General features: G+C 70.0%; 23 protein-coding genes. 17 read left to right on the top strand and 6 right to left on the bottom strand.

Going from position 1 to position 25,221, the window contains the following annotated elements:
• Window positions 1-219: 219 nt before the first annotated feature.
• From ACFT7S_RS04785 to ACFT7S_RS04755, 7 genes are all read left to right on the top strand, one after another.
• Window positions 220-1,218: an ABC transporter permease gene (locus ACFT7S_RS04785; protein WP_382726966.1), complete on the top strand. Its 999-nt coding sequence runs from the start codon at window positions 220-222 to the stop codon at window positions 1,216-1,218.
• A gap of 63 nt (window positions 1,219-1,281) precedes the next feature.
• Window positions 1,282-3,069, top strand: a complete 1,788-nt coding sequence (locus tag ACFT7S_RS04780) for an ABC transporter substrate-binding protein (protein ID WP_382726963.1) — start codon at window positions 1,282-1,284, stop codon at window positions 3,067-3,069.
• Window positions 3,070-3,185: 116 nt separating this feature from the next.
• On the top strand, window positions 3,186-4,184 hold the full coding sequence (locus ACFT7S_RS04775; protein WP_382726960.1) for an ABC transporter permease: 999 nt from the start codon (window positions 3,186-3,188) through the stop codon (window positions 4,182-4,184).
• Window positions 4,181-5,281, top strand: a complete 1,101-nt coding sequence (locus ACFT7S_RS04770; protein ID WP_382726957.1) for an ABC transporter ATP-binding protein — start codon at window positions 4,181-4,183, stop codon at window positions 5,279-5,281. The genes ACFT7S_RS04775 and ACFT7S_RS04770 overlap by 4 nt, the downstream gene beginning before the upstream one ends.
• A gap of 26 nt (window positions 5,282-5,307) precedes the next feature.
• Window positions 5,308-6,507, top strand: a complete 1,200-nt coding sequence (locus ACFT7S_RS04765) for an ABC transporter ATP-binding protein (protein WP_382726955.1) — start codon at window positions 5,308-5,310, stop codon at window positions 6,505-6,507.
• Between the two features lie 19 nt (window positions 6,508-6,526).
• On the top strand, window positions 6,527-7,186 hold the full coding sequence (locus ACFT7S_RS04760) for a trimeric intracellular cation channel family protein (protein ID WP_382726952.1): 660 nt from the start codon (window positions 6,527-6,529) through the stop codon (window positions 7,184-7,186).
• Window positions 7,187-7,340: 154 nt separating this feature from the next.
• The gene (locus ACFT7S_RS04755; RefSeq protein WP_382726949.1) at window positions 7,341-8,204 is read left to right on the top strand and encodes a thioesterase family protein; all 864 of its coding nucleotides are present in this window, start codon (window positions 7,341-7,343) and stop codon (window positions 8,202-8,204) included.
• 155 nt (window positions 8,205-8,359) lie between these two features.
• Here the strand turns inward: ACFT7S_RS04755 and ACFT7S_RS04750 are convergent, their stop codons facing one another.
• Window positions 8,360-9,772, bottom strand: a complete 1,413-nt coding sequence (locus tag ACFT7S_RS04750) for an aminopeptidase P family protein (protein WP_382726946.1) — start codon at window positions 9,770-9,772, stop codon at window positions 8,360-8,362.
• 140 nt (window positions 9,773-9,912) lie between these two features.
• On the opposite strand from ACFT7S_RS04750, the gene ACFT7S_RS04745 reads away from it, so the two are divergent.
• Window positions 9,913-10,896 (top strand): LuxR family transcriptional regulator, encoded by a 984-nt coding sequence (locus tag ACFT7S_RS04745; protein WP_382726943.1) that lies wholly within the window; start codon window positions 9,913-9,915, stop codon window positions 10,894-10,896.
• Window positions 10,897-10,929: 33 nt separating this feature from the next.
• Here the strand turns inward: ACFT7S_RS04745 and ACFT7S_RS04740 are convergent, their stop codons facing one another.
• Together ACFT7S_RS04740 and ACFT7S_RS04735 are read right to left on the bottom strand one after the other, a co-directional pair.
• Window positions 10,930-11,760, bottom strand: a complete 831-nt coding sequence (locus ACFT7S_RS04740) for an alpha/beta fold hydrolase (RefSeq protein ID WP_382726940.1) — start codon at window positions 11,758-11,760, stop codon at window positions 10,930-10,932.
• Window positions 11,761-11,813: 53 nt separating this feature from the next.
• The gene (locus tag ACFT7S_RS04735; RefSeq protein WP_382726939.1) at window positions 11,814-12,440 is read right to left on the bottom strand and encodes a TetR family transcriptional regulator; all 627 of its coding nucleotides are present in this window, start codon (window positions 12,438-12,440) and stop codon (window positions 11,814-11,816) included.
• Between the two features lie 106 nt (window positions 12,441-12,546).
• On the opposite strand from ACFT7S_RS04735, the gene ACFT7S_RS04730 reads away from it, so the two are divergent.
• The 3 genes from ACFT7S_RS04730 to ACFT7S_RS04720 all read left to right on the top strand — a co-directional run bounded on the left by ACFT7S_RS04730 (window position 12,547) and on the right by ACFT7S_RS04720 (window position 14,418).
• A complete protein-coding gene (locus ACFT7S_RS04730; RefSeq protein WP_382726936.1) occupies window positions 12,547-12,702 on the top strand; it encodes a hypothetical protein in 156 nt (51 codons plus the stop codon).
• 56 nt (window positions 12,703-12,758) lie between these two features.
• The gene (locus ACFT7S_RS04725) at window positions 12,759-13,103 is read left to right on the top strand and encodes a DUF4190 domain-containing protein (RefSeq protein WP_382726933.1); all 345 of its coding nucleotides are present in this window, start codon (window positions 12,759-12,761) and stop codon (window positions 13,101-13,103) included.
• 145 nt (window positions 13,104-13,248) lie between these two features.
• Window positions 13,249-14,418 carry a cysteine desulfurase family protein gene (locus ACFT7S_RS04720; RefSeq protein WP_382726930.1) on the top strand — a complete coding sequence of 390 codons (1,170 nt, stop codon included), beginning with the start codon at window positions 13,249-13,251 and terminating at the stop codon, window positions 14,416-14,418.
• Between the two features lie 124 nt (window positions 14,419-14,542).
• Here the strand turns inward: ACFT7S_RS04720 and ACFT7S_RS04715 are convergent, their stop codons facing one another.
• Window positions 14,543-15,322, bottom strand: coding sequence for an N-acetylmuramoyl-L-alanine amidase (locus ACFT7S_RS04715; protein WP_382726927.1), 780 nt, complete (start codon window positions 15,320-15,322; stop codon window positions 14,543-14,545).
• Window positions 15,323-15,383: 61 nt separating this feature from the next.
• Between ACFT7S_RS04715 and mnmA the strand changes: the two genes are divergently transcribed.
• On the top strand, window positions 15,384-16,514 hold the full coding sequence (gene mnmA / locus ACFT7S_RS04710; protein WP_382726924.1) for a tRNA 2-thiouridine(34) synthase MnmA: 1,131 nt from the start codon (window positions 15,384-15,386) through the stop codon (window positions 16,512-16,514).
• A 12-nt stretch (window positions 16,515-16,526) separates the two neighbouring features.
• Here mnmA and ACFT7S_RS04705 read toward each other — a convergent pair whose 3' ends face one another.
• Complete coding sequence (locus ACFT7S_RS04705) at window positions 16,527-17,327, bottom strand: alpha/beta fold hydrolase (protein WP_382726921.1); 801 nt, start codon at window positions 17,325-17,327, stop codon at window positions 16,527-16,529.
• Between the two features lie 94 nt (window positions 17,328-17,421).
• Entirely contained in the window at window positions 17,422-17,757 is a 336-nt protein-coding gene (locus ACFT7S_RS04700) for a DUF427 domain-containing protein (RefSeq protein WP_382726918.1), read from the bottom strand.
• 89 nt (window positions 17,758-17,846) lie between these two features.
• Between ACFT7S_RS04700 and ACFT7S_RS04695 the strand changes: the two genes are divergently transcribed.
• From ACFT7S_RS04695 to ACFT7S_RS04675, 5 genes are all read left to right on the top strand, one after another.
• A complete protein-coding gene (locus tag ACFT7S_RS04695; protein WP_382726915.1) occupies window positions 17,847-18,386 on the top strand; it encodes a TIGR00730 family Rossman fold protein in 540 nt (179 codons plus the stop codon).
• Between the two features lie 15 nt (window positions 18,387-18,401).
• Window positions 18,402-19,091, top strand: coding sequence for an SDR family oxidoreductase (locus ACFT7S_RS04690; protein WP_382726912.1), 690 nt, complete (start codon window positions 18,402-18,404; stop codon window positions 19,089-19,091).
• 58 nt (window positions 19,092-19,149) lie between these two features.
• Entirely contained in the window at window positions 19,150-20,175 is a 1,026-nt protein-coding gene (locus tag ACFT7S_RS04685; RefSeq protein ID WP_382726909.1) for a methionine synthase, read from the top strand.
• Between the two features lie 30 nt (window positions 20,176-20,205).
• A complete protein-coding gene (gene ligA / locus ACFT7S_RS04680) occupies window positions 20,206-22,398 on the top strand; it encodes an NAD-dependent DNA ligase LigA (protein ID WP_382726906.1) in 2,193 nt (730 codons plus the stop codon).
• A 610-nt stretch (window positions 22,399-23,008) separates the two neighbouring features.
• Entirely contained in the window at window positions 23,009-25,180 is a 2,172-nt protein-coding gene (locus ACFT7S_RS04675; RefSeq protein ID WP_382726904.1) for a putative bifunctional diguanylate cyclase/phosphodiesterase, read from the top strand.
• Window positions 25,181-25,221 lie beyond the last annotated feature (41 nt).

Genomic DNA, 25,221 nt, shown 5'->3' with positions numbered 1-25,221 from the left:
CTGTGTCCGGGGGGCGTTCACGTGCGTCCGGATAACGGATCGGTCCTGGTGCATCACGGTTAGGCATCCATTCACCGCCAAGTCTGGCAACCTGTCGCGGCCCCGATGAAGACTCCCGCAACAAGGGATGTTCCGTCCCTGAACACAAACGGACTGATCAAGCCGCCACAGCGGCAAGTGTGTACCGGCCACCGCCGGTTGAGAGGGGTCCCTGGCACGATGACGGCACCACTTCACGAGCCGACAACGGAAGCGGCCCCGACGGCGGGATTCGAGGCCGGCGTCCCGGAGAAGGCGGTGCAAGGCCGCTCCCTGGGCCGTATCGCCTGGGAGCGTCTGAAGCGGGACAAGCTGGCCCTCGGCGGGGGCGTCGTGGTGCTGGTGCTCGTCCTCGTCGCCGTGCTGGCGCCGCTGATCACGAGTCTGGTCGGGCAGTCGCCGTACGAGCGCCACGAAGAACTGATCGACCCTCTCTTCTCCACGCCCATCGGATCGTTCGGCGGGATGAGCTCGGAGCATCTGCTCGGGATCGAGCCGGTCAGCGGCCGCGACATCTTCGCCCGCATCGTCTACGGCGCCCAGGTCTCGCTGCTCGTCGGCTTCGCCTCCGCCGTGGTCGCCATCGTGCTGGGCACCATCCTCGGTGTACTCGCGGGCTTCTTCGGCGGCTGGCTGGACACGATCATCAGCCGCGTGATGGACATGCTGCTCGCCTTCCCGCAGCTCCTCTTCATCATCGCGCTGGTCTCCGTCATGCCGAACGAGATGCTGGGTCTGACCGGTACCGGAGTCCGGCTCTTCGTGATGATCCTGGTCATCGGATTCTTCGGCTGGCCGTACGTCGGCCGGGTCGTCCGCGGCCAGACGCTGTCCCTGCGCGAGCGGGAGTACGTGGACGCCGCCCGCAGCCTCGGGGCCGGGCGGATCTACATCCTCTTCAAGGAGCTCCTGCCCAACCTCGTCGCGCCCATCATCGTGTACGCCACGATGATGATCCCGACCAACATCCTCACCGAGGCGGCCCTGAGCTTCCTGGGTGTCGGAGTGAAGCCGCCCTCCGCCTCCTGGGGCGAGATGCTGTCCGCGGCTCTGAGCTACTACGAGGCCGACCCGATGTACATGGTCGTCCCGGGTGTGGCCATCTTCATCACCGTGCTCTCCTTCAACCTCTTCGGCGACGGCGTACGTGATGCGCTCGACCCGAAGGGCTCCCGCTGACTGCCGTACCCCGCGGAGCCCGTGCACCGCACGGGCCGCTTCTACACACGGAGGATCCGAATCGTGACTACCCGACGGAACGCACGGCGCAAGCAGGCAGTGGCCGCTGCTGCCGTGGTCGCGGCGCTGCTCTCCACCGCGGCGTGCGGCGGCGGTGATGACGGCAAGGACGGCAAGGACAAGGGCGGTTCGGCGGCCGGCTTCGACGCGGCCAACAACAAGGTCGCCAACGCCTCGGCGAAGAAGGGCGGCACGCTGAAGTTCGCCGGTGCCCAGGACGCCGACTCCTGGGACACCACGCGTGGCTACTACGGCTTCGTGTGGAACTTCATGCGCTACTACAGCCGCCAGCTGGTCACCGGCAAGGCCGAGCCGGGCAAGGCCGGAGCCGAGCTGACGCCGGACCTCGCCACCGAGCGCGCCAAGATCACGGACGGCGGCAAGACCTACACGTACACCCTGCGCGACGGCGTCACGTGGGAGGACGGCAAGCCGATCACCTCCCAGGACATCAAGTACGGCATCGAGCGCCAGTGGGCGCAGGACGTGCTGTCCGGTGGCCCGGTCTACCTGCGTGACATCCTCGACCCCAAGGGCGAGTACAAGGGTCCGTACAAGGACACCTCGAAGGACAAGCTGGGCCTGAAGGCCATCGAGACGCCGGACGAGAAGACCATCATCTTCAAGCTTCCGACGGCGAACTCGGACTTCGAGGAGATCCTGGCGCTGACCTCGTCCTCGCCGGTCCGTCAGGACAAGGACACCAAGTCGAAGTACGGCCTGAAGCCGTTCTCTTCCGGCCCGTACAAGTTCGAGTCGTACTCGCCGGGCAAGTCCGTGGTGCTGGTCCGCAACACGAACTGGAAGCAGGCCTCGGACCCGGTCCGCAAGGCGCTCCCGGACAAGATCACGCTGAACCTGTTCTCCAACGCGGACGACATGGACAACCGCCTGATCGCCGGCGACTTCGACCTGGACATCAACCAGACGGGTCTCTCCCCGCAGGGCCGTATCAAGGCGCTGAAGGAGCACAAGGAGAACCTGGACAACCCGGTCTCGGGCTACATCCGTTACGCGGTCTTCCCGCAGAACGTCGCGCCGTTCGACAACATCGACTGCCGCAAGGCCGTCATCTACGGAGCCGACCACAAGTCGCTCCAGACCGCGCGCGGCGGCCCGGTCGCCGGTGGCGACATCGGCACCAACATGCTGCCCCCGTCGGTGCCCGGCTCCGAGGGCCAGAAGTACGACCCGTACGGCACCTCCGCCAACGACGGTGCGCCGGACACCGCCAAGGCCAAGGCCGCGCTGAAGGCCTGTGGCAAGCCCGACGGGTTCTCCACCACGATCGCCGTGCGTAACAACAAGCCGGTCGAGGTCGCCACCGCCGAGTCGCTCCAGGCGTCGCTCGGCAAGATCGGCATCAAGGTCGACATCGACAAGTTCGACGGTTCGCAGACTTCGGGCATCATCGGTAACCCGTCCGTGGTCAAGAAGAAGAACTACGGAATCATCATCATGGGCTGGGGACCGGACTTCCCCTCGGTCCAGGGTTATGGCGCGCCCCTCTGGGACAGCAGCTACATCCTCGAGAGCGGCAACAACAACTTCGCCATGATCGACGACAAGGCGATCGACGCCAACTTCGACAAGTTCTCCGTCGAGCTCGACGCGGAGAAGAAGAAGGCCATCTCCACGGAGATCAACCACCAGGTGATGGAGGGCGCGTACTACCTGCCCTTCGTCTTCGAGAAGTTCATCAACTGGCGCTCCCCGCGACTGACGAACGTCTACACGACGGACGCCTACAGCGGTACGTACGACTTCGCCAGCCTGGGCGTTGTGAAGTAACCACCACACCGGCACACCCGCCGTACGGCACGAAAGGCAGGTGAAGGCCGGAGCGGTGCGCCGCGGGCCATCGGACGACCTCCGGTGGCCCGCGGTCCCCCGCCGGGCCGAGAGCAGTGCTCACATACCTCATCAGGCGGCTCATGGCCGTCGCAGTAATGCTTGTGGTCATCGTCGTGGTGGTCTTCTGCATTTTCTTCCTCATCCCCCAGTGGACCGGCGTCGACCCCGCCACGATGTACGTGGGCAAGACCTCGGACGCGGCGGCAGTGGAAGGCATCCGGCAGAAGCTCGCGCTGGACGAACCGATCCTCATCCAGGTCATGGAGTTCTTCAAGGGCATCTTCGTCGGGCGTACCTACGCCTCGGGCGGCGACGTCACGAACTGCGCCATGCCCTGCTTCGGCTACTCCTTCCGCAGCGAGCAGGCCATCTGGCCGGTGCTCACCGACCGTCTTCCGGTCACCATGACGCTCGCGCTCGGCGCGGCCGTCCTGTGGCTGCTCTTCGGTGTCGCGGCCGGTGTGCTCTCCGCCCTCAAGCGGGGCACGACGTGGGACCGTTCGGCCATGGTCGTCGCGCTCGCGGGCGTCTCGCTGCCGATCTACTTCACCGCCATGGTCTCCCTCGCGGTCTTCGACTACGGACTCGGCTGGATCGACTCCGGATACGTGCCCATCGGGGACAGTGTCGGCGGCTGGTTCCAGGGCATGTTGCTGCCCTGGGTCACTCTCGCCTTCCTGTATGCGGCGATGTACGCCCGCATCACCCGGGCCACCATGCTCGAAGTCATGGGCGAGGACTACATCCGTACCGCCCGGGCCAAGGGCCTGAGCGAGCCGGTCGTCATCGGCAAACACGCCATGCGCTCGACCATGACACCGATCCTGACCATGCTCGGCATGGACCTCGGCGCACTCATCGGTGGCGCGATCCTCACCGAGACCGCCTTCAGCCTTCCCGGCCTCGGCCAGGCGGTGCTCCAGGCGATCAGAGAGCGCGACCTGCCGGTGATCCTGGGCGTCGTCCTGATCACTTCGCTCGCGGTGATCATCGCCAACCTCGTCGTGGACATCCTGTACGCCGTGATCGACCCCCGAGTGAGGCTGTCATGACCGAGCTGAGCAAGAGCGGAGCCGCCCTGGGCGAGCCCGTCGCCTCCGCCTCGCCCGCATCCGACGCCTTCCTCGACGTCCGCGATCTGAAGGTGCACTTCCCGACCGACGACGGCCTGGTCAAGTCCGTCGACGGGCTCAGCTTCACGCTGGAGAAGGGCAAGACCCTCGGCATCGTGGGCGAGTCCGGCTCCGGCAAGTCCGTGACCTCGCTCGGGATCATGGGTCTGCACACCGCCGGCCAGTACGGCAAGCGCAAGGCCCAGCTCTCCGGCGAGATCTGGCTGAACGGCAAGGAACTCCTGTCCAGCGACCCGGACGAGGTGCGCAAGCTCCGCGGCCGGGACATGGCGATGATCTTCCAGGACCCGCTGTCCGCGCTGCACCCGTACTACACGATCGGCAAGCAGATCGTGGAGGCGTACCGGGTCCATCACAACGTCACCAAGAAGGCGGCCCGCACCCGCGCCGTCGAGATGCTCGACCGCGTCGGCATCCCGCAGCCCGACAAGCGCGTCGACAGCTATCCGCACGAGTTCTCCGGCGGTATGCGTCAGCGCGCGATGATCGCGATGTCGCTGGTCAACAACCCCGAGCTGCTGATCGCCGACGAGCCGACCACGGCTCTCGACGTGACCGTGCAGGCGCAGATCCTCGACCTGATCCGGGATCTGCAGAAGGAGTTCGGCTCCGCGGTCATCGTCATCACGCACGACCTGGGCGTGGTGGCGGAGCTCGCCGACGACATCCTTGTGATGTACGGCGGGCGTTGCGTGGAGCGCGGACCGGCCGAGAAGGTGTTCTACGAACCGCGGCACCCCTACACCTGGGGACTGCTCGGCTCCATGCCGCGCCTCGACCGGGACCAGACCGAGCGGCTCATCCCGGTCAAGGGCTCCCCGCCCTCGCTCATCAACATCCCGTCGGGCTGCGCCTTCAACCCGCGCTGCCCGTACGCGGATCTGCCCAAGGACGACGTCACCCGCACCGTGCGGCCCGAGTTGCTGGAGGTCGGCAGCCGGCACTCGGCCGCCTGCCACATGTCGCAGGAGCAGCGGGAGCGTATCTGGACCGAAGAGATTGCGCCCAAGCTGTGAGCGAGGACAAAAGCGAGGACAAAGCCGTGACGAGCCAGGACAAGAGCGCCGACGTTCCCGCGCAGAGGGCCTCCGGCAAGAGCGCCTCTCCGGAGGTGCTGCTCCGGGTGAGCGGCCTGAAGAAGCACTTCCCCATCAGGAAGGGCCTGCTCCAGCGCACGACCGGTGCGGTGAGGGCCGTCGACGGGATCGACTTCGAGGTGCACGCGGGGGAGACCCTGGGTGTGGTCGGGGAGTCCGGCTGCGGTAAGTCGACGATGGGCCGGCTGATCACGCGGCTGCTCGAACCGACCGCGGGCACGGTCGAGTTCGGGGGCAAGGACATCACGCACCTCGGTGTCGGCGGCATGCGTCCGCTGCGCCGGGACATGCAGATGATCTTCCAGGACCCGTACTCCTCGCTGAATCCGCGGCACACGATCGGCACGATCGTCGGAGCTCCCTTCAAGCTGCAGGGCGTCAAGCCCGAGGGCGGCGTCAGGAAGGAAGTGCAGCGGCTGCTGGAGGTGGTCGGCCTCAACCCCGAGCACTACAACCGCTATCCGCACGAGTTCTCCGGCGGCCAGCGCCAGCGCATCGGGATCGCCAGGGCGCTCGCGCTCAACCCGAAGCTGGTCGTGGCCGACGAGCCGGTGTCGGCGCTGGACGTCTCCATCCAGGCGCAGGTCGTCAACCTCCTGGACGACCTCCAGACCGAGCTGGGCCTCACGTACGTGATCATCGCCCACGACCTCTCGGTGGTCCGGCACGTCTCGGACCGGATCGCGGTGATGTACCTCGGCAAGATCGTGGAGCTGGCCGACCGCGAGTCGCTCTACAAGGCGCCGATGCACCCCTACACCAAGGCGCTCCTGTCGGCGGTGCCGATCCCCGACCCCAGGCGTCGGTCGGCCAAGAGCGAGCGGATTCTGCTGAAGGGCGATGTCCCCTCGCCCATCTCGCCGCCGAGCGGCTGCCGCTTCCACACGCGCTGCTGGAAGGCGACGGAGGTCTGCAAGACGCAGGAGCCGCCGCTGGTCGCGCTGAAGACCGGGCACCAGGTGGCCTGCCACCACCCGGAGAACGCGCCGGACCAGGTCCCGGGCGACACCGTGCTGGCGACGGCGCGGGAAGCGATCGAGATCGTGGCCCTGAAGAAGGAGCCGGAGGAAGTCGCTCCGGAACCCGCTCCGGAACCGGCGGCTCCGAAGGAGCCCGAGGAGCCGGGGGACAGCCCGAAGGAGTAGTACCGGCACAATTGCCCGGGTGCTCCTCGAACTGTTCACGCCCTCCGTCCAGCATGCGCTCGACATCGCCGGAATCTTCGTCTTCGCGATCTCCGGCGCACTGCTCGCCGTACGCAAGAACTTCGATGTCTTCGGCATCGCGGTACTCGCCGAGGTGACAGCGCTGGGCGGAGGGCTGTTCCGTGACGTGATCATCGGCGCGATCCCGCCCGCCGCCTTCACGGATCTCGGCTACTTCACCACCCCGCTGCTCGCCGCGGGACTGGTCTTCTTCCTGCACCCCCACGTCGAGCGCATCCAGGTCGGCGTCAACGTCTTCGACGCCGCCGGTCTCGGGCTCTTCTGCGTCACCGGCACGGTGAAGGCGTACGAGTACGGCCTCGGCCTGACCGCATCGGCGGCCCTGGGACTCACCACCGCGGTCGGTGGCGGTGTCCTGCGCGACGTACTGGCCAATGAGGTGCCCTCGCTGCTGCGCTGGGACCGCGATCTGTACGCGGTGCCCGCGATCGTCGGGGCCGCGATGGTCGTCCTGTGTATCCGCTTCGACACACTGAATGCCTTCACCAGCGGTACGGCGGTGATCACCGCGTTCGCTCTGCGGCTGCTGGCGATGCGCTTCCACTGGCGGGCGCCTCGTGCGTACAACCGCCGCTCGGCGACGGCCGACGAGGGCTGAAATCAAGCCCGTCGGGGGCCCCATGCTTCAGGCAATGGGGGAGATTGAGGACAGAGAGCGGCCGAAGGTCGCGAAACCAGGTAAACATATTCGGTCACGGCACTGGCCGCCAAAAAGCTACCGCTCAGTAATACATCGGTGTACCGTGCATTCCATGGCACAGGCAGCGCAGATGGCGCGGACAGCGCAGGCAACCATCGGGGACAGCGAGTTCGACCGCGACACCGCGGTCACGCTCCGCGAGGAGGGCGTTTACGACGCGGAACTCTCCGCCGGGTGGACGATCATCCGCGCCGTCAACGGTGGATATCTCCTGGCCATGCTCGGCCGGGCCCTCGGGCAGGCACTTCCGCACTCCGACCCGTTCTCGGTCTCGGCGCACTACCTCACCGCCTCCGAGCCCGGCCCCGCGGTGATCCGTACGCAGATCGTCCGCACCGGCCGCACGCTCTCCACCGGCCAGGCGTCCCTCTTCCAGTACGCGGAGGACGGTACCGAGACCGAACGCATCCGGGTCCTCGCCACCTACGGCGACCTGGACGGCCTCACCGACGACATCCGCACCTCGGCGCAGCCGCCCGCGATCCCGCCGCTGGAGCAGTGCCTCGGCCCGAGCGACGGACCGGCCCCGATCCCCGGCAGCTCCGCCATCACCGAGCGCCTCGACATCAAGCTCGACCCGGCGACGATCGGCTGGGCCATCGGCGCACCGTCCGGCAAGGGCGAAATGCGCGGCTGGTTCGGCCTGGCGGACGGCCGCGACGCGGACCCGCTCTCCCTGCTGCTCACGGTGGACGCCATGCCGCCGACCTCGTTCGAGCTGGGCCTCAAGGGCTGGACGCCCACGATCGAGCTGACGACCCACATCCGCTGCCGCCCGGCCCCCGGACCGCTGCGCGTCTCCATCACCACCCGGAACCTCGCGGGCGGCTTCCTGGAGGAGGACGCGGACGTCTGGGACAGCGCGGACCGCCTGGTCGCCCAGTCCCGCCAACTGGCCAGGGCCCCGCGCGCCTGAGGAGTGCCGTTCTTCCGTCGAAGAGCGTCGAAGAGCAACGTCAGAGCTGGGCGCCGGCGGGATGGGCACCGTCTATCTGGCCCGCTCGCACGGCGGGCGCTCGGTGGCGGTGGGCCCGCACACGGGTCCGGGCGACGCGGCCGGCCGGGCCGCACTCAACCCGCGCAGCGAGCCATCCATGCCTCGACGTCGTCCGCCGACCGCGGCAGGCCCGCCGACAGATTCTCGTGGCCGTCGTCGGTGACGACCAGGTCGTCCTCGATCCGGACGCCGATGCCGCGCCACTCCTCGGGCACGGTGAGATCGTCCGGCTGGAAGTACAGGCCGGGCTCGACGGTGAGCACCATGCCCGGCTCCAGTACGCCGTCGACGTACGCCTCGTTCCGCGCCTGCGCGCAGTCGTGGACGTCCAGACCGAGCATGTGACCGGTGCCCGCCATGGTGAAGCGGCGCTGGAGGCCGAGTTCGTACGCGCGGTCGGCGGGGCCCTCGATGAAGCCCCACTCGACCAGCCGGGCTGCCAGGTGACGTTGGGCCGCCTCGTGGAAGTCGCGGTACGCGGCGCCGGGCTTGACGGCGGCCATGCCGGCCTCCTGGGCCTCGTACACCGCGTCGTAGACCTTGCGCTGCAGAGGCGTGAAGGTCCCGCCGATCGGAAGCGTGCGCGTGACGTCGGCGGTGTAGAGGGTGTGCGTCTCCACGCCGGCGTCGAGCAGGAGCAGGTCGCCGGGGCGCACCGGACCGTCGTTGTCCGTCCAGTGCATGATCGTGGCGTGCTCGCCCGCGGCGCAGATCGAGCCGTAGCCTACGGAGTTGCCCTCAAGACGGGCGCGGCGGAAGAACGTGCCCTCGATCCACCGCTCGGACGACGCGATCGCCCCGGAGAGCTCACCGATCACATCGGTGAATCCCCGCACGGTGGAGTCAACGGCCTTGCGGAGCTCGGCCAGCTCCCACTCGTCCTTGACGAGGCGGAGATCGCTGAGCGCCCCTTCCAGCTCGGCGTCGCGCTCCTCCTCGGTGGTGACGGCGGCCTCCAGGGACGCGTCGAGACCACGGACGATCCTGGTCGGCGCACCGGAGGCGGCTGCCAGGTCGCGGGCCGCCGTGCGGACGTCGCGGCAGGGCAGGCCGAGTACGAGCGCCGCCTCGGCGAGGGAGTGGCGCCGGCCCATCCACAGCTCGGCCGTGGCGCCGGTCCAGAACTCGTCGTTGTCCCTGCTGTCCCGCGGCAGCTGGTAGCAGTAGGCGTCGTGGCCGCCGTCCGCGCGGGGTTCCAGGACGAGAGCGCCGTCCCGGGCCTGGTCCCCGGTCATGTGTACGTAGCCCGAGTAGGGGCGGAAGGAGTAAGTGTCGTCGTTCGAACGGACCTTGAGATTCCCGGAGGGGATCACGAGGCGCTCGCCGGGGAAGCGCGCGGAGAGCGCGGCGCGGCGGAGGGCCGCGTACGGAGCCTGCTCGCCGAGCCGCAGGTCGTGCTGCTCGGTGTCCGCCCAGCCCGTCCGCATCAGCGCGGACAGCTCTTCGGAGATCCCTGAGTAGAGACCGTTCTTTCGGCCTTTCGCCACGTCGAACACCTTCTTCTGGAGGGTTGCCGGTCGCCGGCGGTTCCTGGACGGTATGGCGCACGGCGCACGCTTGGTGCCCAGGAGTGCCACTGGCACAGATCAGCCACCGCCCCTGACGGGAGCCGTCGATAATGCGGTGTATGACGAACGCGAAACTCGGCGATGCCCTTCGGCTTCTGGGAATCGATCACGCGGCGGTCCAGGTCTATCTGGCGCTGCTGGAGCTGGCCCCTGCTCCGCTGAGTGCGATCGGAACCGCAGCCGGTCTGGGCGATGAGGAGCTCACCACGGCGTACGTCACCCTGGTCGACGCGGGTCTGGCCAGTGCCGCCGAGGTGGGTGAAGGCGTGGTGGCCCCGGTTCCGCCCACCGCGGGCCTGGAGATCCTCGCCCGGCACCGGGCGGCCGAGGTCGAGGAGTCGCGCATCACCGTCGGGGGCGCATTCGAGTCGTTCCGGCGGCAGCGGCTCGCCGCGTACAACGACCATCTCGTCGAGGTCGTCACCGGCGATGCCATCGGCCCCAGGGTCCGTCACGCCTGGGCCAGCGCCCGCGACCAGATCCGGCAGTTCGAGTCACCGCCGTACTTCCCCCTGCCCGGCGCCACGGACGACGCGCTGGCCACGCTCGCCCGCGGTGTGACGCAGCGTGTCGTGTACTCGCGGGAGTCGCTGGAGCATCCGGGCCGCTTGAAAGACGTCATCGAACCGTGCGTCAAGGCCGGCGAACAGGCCAGGGTGCTGCCGTCGGTGCCGGTCAAACTCGTGATCATCGACGAGGCGTACGCACTCGTGTCGTTGTCGATCCAAGAGGCCGACGTGCACAACACCATGCTGGTCGTGCAGCCGTGCGGTCTGCTCTCCGCGCTCATGGCACTGTTCGAGCAGTCCTGGCAGAACGCCCTGCCGTTCCACGGCCGCACCACCGCCCCGGGCGGCCTGCCGCCAGCCGATCGCCGCCTCCTGTGGCTCCTCGCCGGCGGCGCGAGCGACGACGTCATCGCCCGCGAGATGGGAATCAGCCGCCGCACGCTGTTCCGCCGCCTGCAGATCCTGATGGCCCGGCTGGGCGCCGCGAACCGCTTCCAGATGGCCTTGCAGGCACAGCGCTCCGGATGGCTGTGACCGGCCACGGGTATGGGGCGCTCCCGCGCCCGCTCACCCCGCCCGCAGGAAACCCGCGAGCGCCGCGGTCAGTTCGGCCGGTGCGTCCTCCTGGACGAGATGCCCGGCCCCCGGGATGAGGCGCAGGACCGCGCCCGGGATCAGCCCGGCCAGCTCGTGCCCCCGGGCGACCGGAATCCAGGTGTCCTCGGTGCCCCAGCAGATCAGTACGGGCAGCTCCAGCTCCCCGTACCTCTCCTGGATCTCGTCCGTGAACCGCTGGTCGTTCTGCGTGATCTGCTGGTAGAACGCGGGCTGCCCGTCCTCCGTGCACCACGGCGCGACGAGCCGGTCGAGCACATCCGGGTGCAGCCCCGGGTGGCTCGCGGAGCCGACGTACTCCTTCACCAGCGCCCGGTGAAGCCCGGGCGGCAGCTGCCCGAAGACCTCGGGATGACTGCCGAGCAGCCGGTACGTGGATGAGCCCCACGGAGCCAGCGCCACCGGGTCGACGAGTGCGAGGCGGCGGTATCGGGCCCCGTGCAGCAGGTGGGCGCGCAGGGCGACGCAGCCGCCGAAGTCGTGGGCGGCCACGGCCGGTTCGCGCAGTCCCCAGTGGCCGAGTAGCTCGGTGAGGACGACGGCCTGGGCGCGCAGCGAGACGTCCTGGAGCGCGTACTTCTCGGACGCGCCGTAGCCGGGCAGATCCCAGACGTGCACCCGGTGGTCCTGTGCCAGCGCGCGGGCGACGCCACGCCACACGTACGAGGAGAACGGCGTGCCGTGCACCAGGACGACCGGCGGCGCCTCCTCGGGGCCGAGCACCGCCCAGCGCACCTCGCCCGACGAACTCGTGAATGTCCGGTCCAGAACCCAGTCGCTCATGAGACCGACCCTAGGGCCTCGTACGGGCGTTGCGAGCGAGTCCCGTACGAGCCCTACGAGCTGCCGTCGAGCCAGTGCGCCCGGCCCAGCGTCACCAGGCGCAGCCGTCTGCGGGCCACCTGGATCACCTCTCGTTCGCCGTCGGGGCCCGCCTCCAGGAGGGCGGAGGTGGTGAGGACCATGTGGTCCACGTACAGCCCGCCCAGCATCAGCAGGTCCTCCTGGTTCCAGCCCGCCGACTCCGGCTCCGTGCCGAGCGCCGCGGCCACTTCCGCGGCGAACAGACCGAGTTGGGCGGCGATGGCCGCGCGGACCGGGCCGACGCCGCCGTGCAGCTCACGGGCGATGAAGCGGAAGTGGGCGGGCTGCTCGCCGACATGGCGCGCTATCAGCTCCACACTGCGGTCCAGGCGCACCTCGCTGTCGCCCGTCTCGGCGAGGATCGCGCCGATCATGCCGTGCAGGCTGCCCAGCGTCTCTTCGACCAGGGCCACACCGAGCGCCGCCGTGTCCTCGAAGTGGCGGTAGAAGGCGGTCGGGGCCACACCCACCGCGCGGGTCACCTCACGCAGCCCCAGGCTGCTCAGGCTCTGGTGCTCCAGGAGGCGGAGCGCGGCGTCCAGCAGCGCCTGGCGCGTCTTCAGTTTCTGGGTCTGGCGGATGCCGGCGGTGTGACTCATGCCATTCAGTAAACAACCGTTCTCCCAACGAAGGAAGGGCTGTGGCGTTTAGGCTGAGAAGTCAGTGAACACTCGTACTCTCAAGCGCTCACGGAGAGGCCGCACCATGTTTGTCCTCGTCGCCGCACTGCTGCTCCTGGGGGTCGTCCTCGGAGCCGTCGCCCACCTTCCGCTGTCCGTGGCTCTGGCCGCCGCTGCCGTGATCGGCGGCTGGCTGGCGGTTTTCGCCGTACGTGAAGGCCTCGCCCGCCGGGCCCGCTGACCCTTCACCGCTCACCCGCTCACCCGCTCACCGCTCATCGCGAAGGAGCTTGTTCCATGACACTCACCGCATTCGCCCGCCGCGCCGGGAGCCGGACCGACGTCCGACCCGCCGCACCCGTCCCGCCCGCCGCACCCGTCCCGCGCGACACCCGCAGGCCCCGCATCCGGGAGGCCGACGGGCTGGCCGTCGCCTCGTTCGTGCTCGGGCTGACCGGCCTGCTGGTGATGAACATCGTGCTGGGGCCCGTTGCCATCACCATGGCCCTCATCGCTCTCGCACGCTCCACCGCCCGCCGCGGCCGCGCCCTGCTCGGTCTCGCCCTCGGCATCGCGGACCTCGTCGTCCTGGCCGTCCTCGTCACCGCGAACGGCACCGTCTCCTGGAGCCTCGGGGGCTGAACAGGGCCGCGTTTCACGAGCGCTCCGCGTACCGGATCGGGCTCCGGAACGGGGGCAGTTCGCACGCCGCCGGAGCGTGCGCGGACGGCCCGCAGTGATGCGCCCGGCATGCGCCCCGCCGCAGGCTCGTAGAATCGAGCCCACCATGGCTTACCTCGACCACGCCGCGACCACGCCGATGCTTCCGGAAGCGATCGCTGCGATGACCACCCAGCTCGCCGTCACCGGCAACGCGTCCTCCCTGCACGCCGCGGGGCGCCGGGCCCGCCGCACCGTCGAGGAGTCGAGAGAAGCCCTCGCCGACGCCCTCGGCGCACGCCCCAGCGAGGTGGTCCTCACCTCCGGCGGCACCGAGGCCGACAACCTCGCGGTGAAGGGCCTCTACTGGGCCCGCCGCGACGCCGACCCCCGCCGTACCCGGGTCCTCGCCAGCCCCGTCGAACACCACGCCGTACTGGACGCCGTCGACTGGCTCGCCGAACACGAGGGAGCCACCGTCGACTACCTCCCCGTCGACGCCTACGGACGCGTCCACCCCGAAGCGCTGCGCGAGGCCATCCTCCGCGACCCCGACGACGTCGCGATGATCACCGTGATGTGGGCCAACAACGAGATCGGCACCGTCATGCCGGTACGTGAACTGGCCGCCGTGGCCCGTGAGTTCGACGTACCCATGCATGCCGACGCGGTGCAGGCGTTCGGTCAGCTGGAGGTCGACTTCGCCCGCTCCGGACTGGCGGCGATGACCGTCAGCGCCCACAAGATCGGCGGCCCGTTCGGCATCGGGGCGCTGCTTCTGGGCCGCGAATACACCCCCGTACCCGTCCTGCATGGCGGCGGGCAGGAGCGCCATGTGCGCTCCGGCACCCTCGACGTGCCCGCCGTCGCGTCCTTCGCCGTCGCCGGACGGCTCGCCGCCGAGGGGCGCGACGACTTCGCCCACCGGATCGGCTCGCTCCGCGACGAGCTGGCCGCAGCCGTGCTGTCGGCCGTGCCGGACGCCGTCCTCGGCGGCGACCCCGCCCCGGGCGGCCGGCTCCCGGCCAACGCCCACTTCACCTTCCCGGGCTGCGAGGGCGACTCGCTGCTCCTGCTCCTGGACGCCCAGGGCATCGAATGCTCCACCGGCTCCGCCTGCACGGCCGGGATCGCCCAGCCCAGCCACGTACTCCTGGCCACCGGCACCGATCCGGACCTGGCCCGCGGCACCCTGCGCTTCTCGCTCGGCCACACCTCGACCAAGCAGGACGTGGAGGACGTGGCCCGCGCGATCGGCCCGGCGGTGGAACGCGCCAGGACGGCGGGCCTCAGCTAGGGCCTGGCCGGCGGATCATGGCCGGGGCCACGGCGTCTGGCACTTCCCCGAGCTCTCGGCTTCGCTCGAGCAGGGGAGGCCCCATCCCTCGCGGCGTTGCCAAAACGCCTGAATAGCTCCGCTATTAAGACGCTTCGGCGCCTTGCGATGCACCGCGCCAGACGACGCCGCGTCCTATCCGACCCTGATCCGCCGGCCAGGCCCTGGACCGTCTCGTCGAAGGGCTCGGTGAAGGGCTCGATTCCACCGCCCGGACCAGCTTCAGATAACGGTCCCAGTCCCAGTGCGGTCCGGGGTCCGTATGGTCCGTGCCCGGGACCTCCACGTGCCCGATGATGTGCTCGCGGTCCACGGGGATCCCGTACCGCTCGCATATCGCGGCCGTCAGGCGTGCCGACGAGGCGTACATCTCCGGTGTGAGGTCGCGCGGGCGGTCCACGAAGCCCTCGTGCTCGATGCCGATGCTGCGCTCGTTGTACGAGCGGTTCCCCGCGTGGAACGCCACATCCAGCTCGCGGATCATCTGCGCCACCCGGCCGTCCTGGCCCACCACGTAGTGCGCCGCCGCACCGTGCCCCGGGTCCTGGAAGACCTTGACCGCACTGCGGAAGCTGCCCTGGGTGACGTGGATGATCACCCGGTCTATTCCGTAGTCGTCGGGGCGGTCCGCCATCCGCCAGTTCGCATCCGAGGCCGCCACCCACTGGGCACCCGCGAAATCCAGCTCACCCGGCTTACGGGGCTTCCGTACGCCCGGCACCCGCCACCAGACGCGCTTCAGCTCGTCCCGTGCCAGTGCGGCCGTCCCCACGGCCGTCACCGCGCCGCCGATCAGTACAGCGCGCCGGCCGATGCCGTGCGCGGGCTTCGTGCCCTGCGCTCCGGCGGTCCCTTTGGTCCCCATGTGATCGACAACGCTTATCCGTGAGCATTCGGTTCCCGGCGCCCCGTACCCTGGTGAGGCTATGACTCAGACTTCCCAGCGCCCCCTCCGTGTCCTCGCCGCCATGTCCGGCGGTGTCGACTCCGCCGTCGCCGCGGCCCGCGCCGCCGAGGCGGGGCACGACGTGACCGGTGTGCACCTCGCCCTCTCCGCGAACCCGCAGTCCTTCCGTACCGGGGCGCGAGGCTGTTGCACCATCGAGGACTCCCGTGACGCCCGCCGCGCGGCGGACGTCATCGGCATCCCCTTCTACGTCTGGGACCTGGCGGAACGCTTCCGCGAGGACGTCGTGGAGGACTTCGTCGCCGAGTACGAGGCGGGCCGCACCCCCAACCCGTGCCTGCGCTGCAACGAGAAGATCAAGTTCGCCGCGCTCCTCGACAAGGCCCTGGCCCTGGGCTTCGACGCCGTCTGCACCGGCCACTACGCCACGGTCGTGCTGAACGAGGACGGCAGCCGCGAGCTGCACCGCGCATCGGACATGGCCAAGGACCAGAGCTATGTGCTGGGCGTCCTGGACGAGAAGCAGCTCGCCCACGCGATGTTCCCGCTCGGTGACACCCTCACCACCAAGGACGAGATCCGCGCGGAGGCCGAGCGCCGCGGTCTGGCCGTCGCGAAGAAGCCCGACAGCCACGACATCTGCTTCATCGCCGACGGTGACACACAGGGCTTCCTCGCCGACCGCCTTGGCGGCAAGGCGGAGGGCGACATCCTCGACGAGGCGGGCGCCAAGCTCGGGACGCACGACGGCGCCTTCGGCTTCACCATCGGCCAGCGCAAGGGCCTGCGCATCGGACACCCCGCCGCCGACGGCAAGCCGCGCTACGTCCTGGACATCTCCCCGGTGAACAACACCGTGACGGTGGGCCCGGTCGAGGCCCTCGACGTCACCGCGCTCACCGCCATCAGGCCCCGCTGGTGCGGCACGCCCCCTGAGGGCCCCGGAACGTACACCGCACAGCTCCGCGCCCACGGCGGCGAGACCGAGGCCGGCGCCGAGCTGATCGACGGCACGCTGCACGTCTCCTTCACCGAGCCGGTACGGGGCGTGGCCCCCGGCCAGGCGGTCGTGCTGTACGACGGGACCCGGGTGGTCGGTTCGGCCACCATCGCGACGACGGTGCGCCGGGAGACCGCCCCGGCGAGCTGATCGCCCACCGGGCTACGAGGCCTGGCGCAGGGACATGTCCTTCGCGAAGAAGTCCGCGAGGACCGGGGCGATCACCTGGGGTGCCAGATCGCGTGTCTGGCCTGTCAGCGTGCGATGGCGGCCACGCGGTACCGCGTCCGCGAGGGCTTGGGTCGTAGCACGGACCCGGGCGGGACTGAAACCGCCGCAGATCACCAGGGTGCGGGCCGTGACGGACGCGAGCCGTTCCGCAGGGACGGTGCCGTTGCCGAGCAGGGCGTCGTCGTACGCGAGGGTGTGCGCCACCGACTCCAGGCCGTGCCACAGCGGTGCGTGCCGCATCCGGCCGATCGTCTCGTCCTGGACTCCCGTCATGGACAGGAACAGTTGCACGGCCCCGCCCCGGTCGCCCGCCGACAGGAGGCGGTGCAACCGCGTCGTGCATCGGGCCTTGTACAGCAGGCCGCCGGGTCCCGGCGTGTACGGCGGCTCGTACACCGCGAGCAGATCGACGGGCAGACCCGCGGCCTGGGCCTCCAGGGCCAGCGCCCCGCCGGAGAGCATGCCGAAGACCGAGGCGGCGCCGCCCGCTTCGCCGATCACCGCCGCCAGGTCCTCGATCTCGCGCCCCATCGCGTACGGCCCGCCGTCACCGCTGGAGCCGCGTCCCCGGCGGTCGTACGTGACGACCGTGAAGTGCGGCGCCAGCAGGGCCGCCAGCGGAGCCTCGGTCGCCGCGGTGCTCAGCGCTCCGCCGACCAGGATCAGCGGCGGCCCCCCGCCCTGGCGGCGGTACGCGATCGTGGTGCCGTCGCGCGAGAGAGTCTTGTCCATGTGAGGGTGGACTGCGGCGCCCCGGGAAACTCATCGCTGCGGCCAGTGGTTTTTGAGGAACTTCAATTCCCATGGTCGAATGGGGTGCTGACGATCATTCGGTGACGACCTCGGTGTCGTAGAAGCAGAAGTGGTCCTTGATCGCGGCGACTTCGGCCCTGGGCTCCGGGTAGGTCCACACCAGGTCCGCGGCGCCGGGGCGCGACCAGTAGGAGGCATCTCCCTTGAACGGACAGTGCGTACGGGAGTCCGAAGGCGTCAGCAGATCCGTACGGACGTCCTCCGGCGGCAGGTAGTAGCGGACCGGGCAGCCCGTCTCGCGCAGCACGAGCGGGCGCCGGCTCTCGGCAAGCACCTGTCCGTCGCGCACCGCCCGCACATGCTCGGAGCCGGGCTCGACGGTGATGCGGTGTCCTCGCAGGGAAGTCATGCAGGTATCAGCGGCAAAACCGGCCGGATTCTTCCCCTGCTCGCACCCCACCCCTGTGGAGTGTCAGCGGCGGCTCGTACCGTGAGCGCATGAACATCTGTGTCTTCCTCTCCGCCGCCGATCTCGACGCCCGCTACACCCGGCCCGCCCGGGAATTCGCCGAACTGCTCGGCAAGGGAGGACACACCCTGGTCTGGGGAGGCTCCGAGAGCGGACTGATGAAGGTCGTCGCCGACGGAGTGCAGGAGTCCGGCGGGCGGCTCGTCGGCGTCTCGGTGGACTTCCTGGCCGCCAAGGCGCGCACGAACGCCGACGAGATGGTGATCGCGCGCGATCTGGCCGAGCGCAAGGCGCTGCTCCTGGAGAAGTCCGACGCCGTCGTGATCATGGTCGGCGGGACCGGGACCCTCGACGAGGCCACGGAGATCCTGGAGCTCAAGAAGCACGGCAAGCACACCAAGCCCGTGGTCCTGCTGAACACGGCCGGCTTCTACGACGGTCTGAAGGAGCAGTTCCGGCGCATGGAGAACGAGGGCTTCCTGCCGATGCCCCTCACCGACCTGGTCTTCTTCGCGGAGGACGGCGTGGGCGCGCTCGCCTACCTGGAGGAGTCCGCCGGAGTGCGGTGATGGGAGCATGGGGGCATGCCTACTCATCTCATCACCGGTGCCGGTTCCGGCATCGGGGCAGCCGTCGCCCGCCGTCTCCACGAGCGCGGTGACGAACTCTGGCTGCTGGCCCGCGACGCGGGCCGCGCCAAGGAGCTGGCCGCCCTCCACCCCGGGGCACACACGCTCGTCGGAGACCTCGGCAACCCCGACAGGCTCTCCTGGGCGTTCGGGCAGCAGACCATGCCGGACCGGCTCGACTCGCTCCTGCACATCGCGGGCGTCGTCGAGCTCGGCCGGATCGGCGACCTCACCCCCAAGGCGTGGCACTTCCAGCTCAACGCCAACCTGGTCGCCCCCGCCGAGATCACCCGCCTCCTGCTGCCGCAGCTCCGCGTCGCCCACGGCCACGTCCTCTTCGTGAACTCGGGCGCCGGGCTCAACGCGCACGCCGAGTGGGGTGCGTACGCCGCGAGCAAGCACGGTCTGAAGGCCCTCGCCGACTCGCTGCGCCACGAGGAGCACGAGAACGGGGTACGGGTGACCTCCGTCTATCCGGGGCGCACGGCCAGCCCCATGCAGGCCAAGGTCCACCAGCAGGAGGGCAAGGAGTACGACGCCTCCCGCTGGATCGACCCGCAGTCGATGGCCACCACGATCCTGATGGCGCTCGACCTGCCGCGCGACGCCGAGGTCAACGACCTGACGGTCCGCCCGGGCCGCTGACGGGGCGGCTCACGCGGACACCTGCCGGCCCGTGCCCGCCGGGCCGTAGGCTTCCGGCGTGAGCGAGAAGAGCAAGTTCAGCGGGTGTCCGGCCACCGGAATCGGGTCCATGCCGGGCGGAGACGCCCGGGAGGCGGCGAAGACCGTCGCCGGGTCCTTCGCCGACGGCCAGGGCATGCCGTATCTGGCGGAGCTGCCCGCCCGCGGGCCGGGCGCGGACATGACCGGGCGGACCATCGGGATGCTCGTCGAGATGTTCGGCCATGTCGAGCCCAGCGGCTGGCGGATCAGTGACCGGCCGGGCCGCGACACCCGCCGGGCCCGGTCCTGGCTCGGCGAGGACCTCGACGCGCTGGAGGAGTTCACCCAGGGTTACGAGGGGCTGATCAAGGTCCAGGCCGTGGGCCCCTGGACGCTGGCCGCCGGACTGGAACTGCGGGGCGGCGAGGCCATGCTCGGGGACCCGGGCGCCTGCCGCGACCTGGCGGGTTCGCTGGCCGAGGGACTGCGCGGACACCTCGCCGAGGTACGGCGCAGAGTGCCCGGCGCCGAGGTAGTGCTCCAGCTCGACGAGCCCTCCCTGACCGCCGTGCTGCTCGGGCGGGTCAGGTCGGCGAGCGGCTACCGCACCTACCGGGCCGTGGACCGGCAGGTCGTCGAGGCGGGTTTGCGCGACGTGCTGGCCGTGAACGGCGACGGGCCGACCGTGGTCCACTCGTGCGCGCCCGAGGTGCCCTTCGCCCTGCTGCGCCGGGCCGGTGCCGACGCCGTTTCGTTCGACTTCTCGCTGCTCACCGAGCGTGAGGAGGAGACGATCGGGGAAGCCGTCGAGGGCGGCACCCAGCTGTTCCTCGGAGTGGTGCCCGGCACCGACGCGGCCTCGGACGGATTGTCAGACCCTGGCGGTAGCGTCATGGGTGTCAGGACGCTGTGGAGCAGGCTGGGGCTGAATCCGGGGACTCTTACCGAGTCCGTCGTGGTCACCCCGTCGTGCGGGCTCGCGGGGGCTTCGCCCGCGTACGCGCGTGCCGCGCTCGCCCACTGCGCCCGGGCCGCGAGATCGCTCGCAGACAACCCTGAGTAACGGGGCACGGGTCAACGGGAGGACAGGACGATGGCCGGCGAACAGCAGGCGCAGCAGATCGCGGTGCCGGCGCAGGCACAGGAGCGGCACGCACTCCTTGCCGAGCAGGTCGAGGAGCACCGCTTCCGGTACTACGTGAAGGACCAGCCGGTCGTCAGCGACGCCGAGTTCGACCGGCAGATGCGCGAGCTGGAAGCACTCGAGGAGCAGTATCCGCAGCTGCGTACGCCGGATTCGCCGACCCAGAAGGTCGCCGGGCCGTACCGGACGGAGTTCACCTCCGTCGAGCACCGCGAACGCATGCTCTCCCTGGACAACGCCTTCGACGACCTGGAGCTGGCGGCCTGGGCCGAGCGCGTCGCCAAGGACGTAGGCAGCAGCGGCTACCACTTCCTGTGCGAGCTCAAGGTGGACGGCCTCGCCGTGAACCTCACCTACGAGCACGGCAGGCTGACCCGCGCGGCGACCCGGGGCGACGGCCGCACCGGCGAGGACATCACGCCCAACGTCCGTACGATCGCCGAGATCCCGCACCGGCTGAAGGGCGAGCGGATTCCCGAGCTGGTCGAGATCCGCGGCGAGGTGTTCTTCCCGATGGAGGCCTTCGAGGGGCTCAACGCCCGGCTGGTGGAGGCCGGCGACAAGCCCTTCGCCAATCCCCGCAATGCCGCGGCGGGTTCCCTCCGCCAGAAGGAACCCAAGGTCACCGCCACCCGCCCGCTGCACATGGTGGTGCACGGCATCGGAGCCCGCGAGGGCTTCGACATCGACCGTCTCTCGCAGGCCTACGAGCTGCTGCGCGAGTGGGGCCTGCCCACCGCGAAGTACAACAGGGTCGTGGACTCCATCGACGGCGTACGGGAGTTCATCGCCTACTTCGGCGAGCACCGGCACTCCGTGGAGCACGAGATCGACGGCGTCGTCGTCAAGCTCGACGAGATCCCGCTCCAGGGCAGGCTGGGCTCCACCTCGCGCGCTCCGCGCTGGGCGATCGCCTGGAAGTACGCGCCGGAGGAGGTCAACACCAAGCTGGTGAACATCCGGGTCGGCGTCGGACGTACCGGCAGAGTCACCCCGTACGCCCAGGTCGAGCCCGTCGAAGTGGCGGGCTCCGAGGTCGAGTTCGCCACCCTGCACAACCAGAACGTGGTGAAGGCGAAGGGCGTCCTCATCGGCGACACGGTGGTGCTGCGCAAGGCGGGCGACGTCATCCCGGAGATTCTGGGACCGGTGGTCGATCTGCGTGACGGCAGCGAGCGGCCGTTCGTGATGCCGTCCGAGTGCCCCGAGTGCGGGACCGCGCTGCGCCCCATGAAGGAGGCCGACATCGACCTCCGCTGCCCCAACGCCCGTTCCTGCCCAGCCCAGTTGCGTGAGCGCGTCGCCTATCTCGCGGGCCGCAAGTGCCTGGACATCGACCACTTCGGCTATGTGGCGGCAGCCGCCCTGACCAAGCCGCTGGAGCCGGCCGAACCGCCCCTGCTGGACGAGGGCGACCTCTTCGGCCTGACGGTCGAGCAGCTGTTGCCGATCCGGGCCTATGTCCTGGACCAGGACAGCGGACTGCCCAAGCGTGACCCGAAGACCGGCGAGGAGAAGATCGCGACGGTCTTCGCCAACCAGCAGGGCGAGCCGAAGAAGAACGCCCTGGCGATGCTGGAGGGGATCGCCGCGGCCAAGGCGGCGCCGCTGGCCCGCATTCTCACCGGGCTCTCGATCCGGCACGTGGGACCGGTCGCCGCCGAGGAGCTGGCCCGTCAGTTCCGTTCCATCGACCGGATCGACGAGGCGTCCGAGGAGGAGCTGGCCGCTGCCGACGGGGTCGGTCCCATCATCGCCGCCTCGGTCAAGGAGTGGTTCGCGCAGGACTGGCACCGCGAGATCCTGCGCAAGTGGCGGGAGTCCGGGGTCCGGATGGAGGACGAGGGTGCGGGCGAGGACCAGGGGCCCCGCCCGCTGGAGGGGCTCACCTTCGTCGTCACCGGCACGCTGGCCTCCCACACCAGGGACGGCGCGAAAGAGGCGCTCCAGACCCGCGGGGCGAAGGTCACCGGGTCCGTTTCGAAGAAGACCTCCTTCGTGGTGGTGGGCGACAACCCGGGCTCGAAGTACGACAAGGCGATGCAGCTGAAGGTGCCCGTGCTCGACGAGGACGGCTTCGCCGTCCTGCTCGAACAGGGCCCCGACGCGGCGCGCGAGGCAGCCGTTCCGGCCGAGGGCTAGGGCCTCTCGTTTGGATCATGCCGGGCTCGCGGGGTCCGGCACGCGCTCCGCCGAGCTCTCGGCTTCTTCCCCAAGCTCTCAACTTCGTTCGAGCAGGGGAGACCCCATTGAGCAGGGAGGGGCCCCCTCCGGCGTTGTCGTCAGTCACCAACTCCCCCGAGGCCTTAAGGGCCAGGGGGGACCCCCTTCGCGTTGCCTCAATCCTCCGCCTTGCAGCTGCACGCACCGGAACCCGCTCCCTGATCCGGCCTGATCCACACGAAAGGCCCTAGCCGGAACGGATATCCGGTCGGATTCGGGGGCCGATCGATATGTCATCGACATGCCGTCAGGGAGTGGCCCCGGGGGGAGAGGGGAAGAAAGCGGACAAGAGGGCGCGAGTGGTCCTGCCTGTCGGCCGATGTCACCCGTTCGGCGCATAGCGGAGGCTGACGGGTCGCCGGTTCGCATTCGGGCAAGAGCTGTAGAGCGCTGCCCGTGGAGGCCTTCGGCGGCCTACTGTTGAACGTGCACCTGCCGAGCACGGCTGCGTGGTGGGAAATGGGTCGTAGCGGCATGACAGCGGCGGCCATGGTGTGACATCTGCACTGCCGGCTGTGAGAGGGACGGAATGAAACCGACCGAGAGCGCCGCACCGGTGTCGCGGCTACAAGGTTTCGTCGGCCTCACGCCCCGGGTGGGAGCCGTCGTTGTGGCGGTCGCGACCCTTCAGCTCGCGACCGGGTTCTACCGGACGGTGCACGACGATCACGCACTCTTCCCGAACGGCACGGCGGGCTGGTCGCTCGCCCTGCTCACCGGAATCATCGTCGGCCATCTGGTCGCGCTCGGACGCGACCGCTGGTGGGGCGGCACCGGTTCCGGGGCCGCCCTCACCCTGGCCGTGCTGCTCGTCTACGGCTGGGTGCCCGCGGGCCTGGTCAGCCTGGTCGTCGTGGTGCTCGTCGGGACGGCCCGCCGCCACCGCTGGTGGCAGGGGATGATCCACGGCGCCGTCGACATACTGGGCATCGGCGCCGCCGCGCTCGTCCTCGCCGCCTTAGGCGAGGTGCCGACCGTCGAAAGGCCCTGGCGGCCACTCGACTGGGGCATCGACGCCCTGCCGGAAGTCCTGCTCGCCGCCTCCACCTATCTCCTCGTCACCCGCGTCCTGCTGTGGTATGCCAGGGCTCCGCAGGGCGGCGGGCTGCCGACGATCGCCCGTACGGCACTGCTCCGCCAGGGGCTCGTGGCGGTCGCCGTGCTCGGGATCGCCCCGCTGATCTGCGTCGTCGCGGTGGCCATGCCCGTACTGCTGCCGCTCTTCGCGGTTCCGCTGATCGCCCTGGACTCCACGCTCTGGATCGCCCGCGCACGGGCCGAGGAGCAGCTGCGGGACCCGCTGACCGGACTGCCCAACCGCCAGTGGCTCCTCGAAAGGACCTGGACGGCACTGGAGGAGGCCGAGAGCATCGGCGCCAGGTCCGCACTCGTCCTGATCGACCTCGACCGGTTCCGTGCCGTCAACGACACCCTCGGCCATCTGGCCGGGGACCGGCTGCTCCTGCAGATAGCGGACCGGCTACGGCTCGCCCTGCCCCGGGGTGCGGAGGTCGCGCGACTGGGCGGCGACGAGTTCGCCGTACTGCTGCCGGCCGCGGACTCCACGACGAGTGCCCAGCGGATCGCCCGTCACCTGGTCGCGGAGCTGTCGTCGCCGCTCGACCTCGACGGCCTCACGCTGGTGCTCGAGGCGAGCGCCGGGGTCGCCGTCTACCCCGATCACGCGCTGGACGCCGAAGGGCTGCTCAGACGCGCGGACGTGGCGATGTACCAGGCCAAGCGGGACCGTACGGGCGTCGAGGTGTACGAGTCGAAGCGGGACAGCAACACCCCGGACCGGCTCGGCCTGCTCGGCGACCTGCGCCGCGCCCTGGACGCGGGCGAGGTGGAGCTGCACTACCAGCCCAAGGTGCGCTTCGACGGCCAGGTCGCCGGTCTGGAGGCCCTGGTCCGCTGGGTGCACCCGGAGCGAGGGCGGGTCCCCCCGGACGAGTTCATCGCGATCGCCGAGTCCTCCGGCCTGATGCCGCACCTCACCGAGTACGTCCTGGAGACGGCGCTGGCCCAGGTCGCCCGCTGGCGGGCCCAGGGGCTGTTCGTCCCGGTCGCGGTCAACGTCTCCCCGCGCGACGTCCACACCCCCGGCTTCGCGGGGAGCGTCGCCGCCCGGCTCGCCCGGCACGGCGTCCCGGCCGGCGCCCTTCAGCTGGAGATAACGGAACATGTCCTCCTGGAGGACCCGCAGCGCGCCGCCGACACCCTCGCCGGGCTGACCGCGCACGGCGTGAAGATGTCCCTGGACGACTTCGGCACCGGCTACTCCTCGCTGGTCCATCTCCGGAAGCTGCCGGTCAGCGAGCTCAAGATCGACCGCTCGTTCGTCGCCCGGCTGGCCATCGACAACGAGGACGCGGAGATCGTCCGCTGCACCATCGACCTGGCCCATTCGCTCGGCCTGCTGGTCGTGGCGGAGGGCGTCGAGGACGACGAGACCTGGGAGCGGTTGCGGGATCTGCACTGCGACGCCGTGCAGGGCTGGCTGGTGGCGGCCGCGATGCCGCCGCAGGAGACGACGGCCTGGCTGCGGGCGCGCGGCGAGCACGGCTGGCGGCGTCCGGCGGAGCTGGAGGCCGCGGCCAGGGCCGCGGCGGCGGCCGGTGCGGCCGGCGCCGCGACCGGGGTTCCCGAGCTGGAGCACCGCCCCACGGGGCGCGCGGTGTCGGGCCCGGCGACAGCCTGAGCGGTGGGCGGGGCGGGTCCTGCGGGGGTGGACCGGGCACA

The sequence above is a fragment of the Streptomyces sp. NPDC057136 genome, assembly GCF_042670885.1.
Lineage (GTDB): Bacteria > Actinomycetota > Actinomycetes > Streptomycetales > Streptomycetaceae > Streptomyces.
Note: the sequence above shows the minus strand (reverse complement) of the source record. Positions and strands in the feature narration are given on the sequence as shown.

Excerpts from the sequence above, each read along its gene's own strand:
- ACFT7S_RS04785 (WP_382726966.1), top strand. The coding sequence starts at position 220 with ATGACGGCACCACTTCACGAGCCGACAACGGAAGCGGCCCCGACGGCG.
- ACFT7S_RS04770 (WP_382726957.1), top strand. The coding sequence starts at position 4,181 with ATGACCGAGCTGAGCAAGAGCGGAGCCGCCCTGGGCGAGCCCGTCGCC.
- ACFT7S_RS04755 (WP_382726949.1), top strand. The coding sequence starts at position 7,341 with ATGGCACAGGCAGCGCAGATGGCGCGGACAGCGCAGGCAACCATCGGG.
- ACFT7S_RS04745 (WP_382726943.1), top strand. The coding sequence starts at position 9,913 with ATGACGAACGCGAAACTCGGCGATGCCCTTCGGCTTCTGGGAATCGAT.
- ACFT7S_RS04740 (WP_382726940.1), bottom strand. The coding sequence starts at position 11,760 with ATGAGCGACTGGGTTCTGGACCGGACATTCACGAGTTCGTCGGGCGAG.
- ACFT7S_RS04735 (WP_382726939.1), bottom strand. The coding sequence starts at position 12,440 with ATGAGTCACACCGCCGGCATCCGCCAGACCCAGAAACTGAAGACGCGC.
- ACFT7S_RS04730 (WP_382726936.1), top strand. The coding sequence starts at position 12,547 with ATGTTTGTCCTCGTCGCCGCACTGCTGCTCCTGGGGGTCGTCCTCGGA.
- ACFT7S_RS04725 (WP_382726933.1), top strand. The coding sequence starts at position 12,759 with ATGACACTCACCGCATTCGCCCGCCGCGCCGGGAGCCGGACCGACGTC.
- ACFT7S_RS04720 (WP_382726930.1), top strand. The coding sequence starts at position 13,249 with ATGGCTTACCTCGACCACGCCGCGACCACGCCGATGCTTCCGGAAGCG.
- ACFT7S_RS04715 (WP_382726927.1), bottom strand. The coding sequence starts at position 15,322 with ATGGGGACCAAAGGGACCGCCGGAGCGCAGGGCACGAAGCCCGCGCAC.
- mnmA (WP_382726924.1), top strand. The coding sequence starts at position 15,384 with ATGACTCAGACTTCCCAGCGCCCCCTCCGTGTCCTCGCCGCCATGTCC.
- ACFT7S_RS04705 (WP_382726921.1), bottom strand. The coding sequence starts at position 17,327 with ATGGACAAGACTCTCTCGCGCGACGGCACCACGATCGCGTACCGCCGC.
- ACFT7S_RS04700 (WP_382726918.1), bottom strand. The coding sequence starts at position 17,757 with ATGACTTCCCTGCGAGGACACCGCATCACCGTCGAGCCCGGCTCCGAG.
- ACFT7S_RS04695 (WP_382726915.1), top strand. The coding sequence starts at position 17,847 with ATGAACATCTGTGTCTTCCTCTCCGCCGCCGATCTCGACGCCCGCTAC.
- ACFT7S_RS04690 (WP_382726912.1), top strand. The coding sequence starts at position 18,402 with ATGCCTACTCATCTCATCACCGGTGCCGGTTCCGGCATCGGGGCAGCC.
- ligA (WP_382726906.1), top strand. The coding sequence starts at position 20,206 with ATGGCCGGCGAACAGCAGGCGCAGCAGATCGCGGTGCCGGCGCAGGCA.
- ACFT7S_RS04675 (WP_382726904.1), top strand. The coding sequence starts at position 23,009 with ATGAAACCGACCGAGAGCGCCGCACCGGTGTCGCGGCTACAAGGTTTC.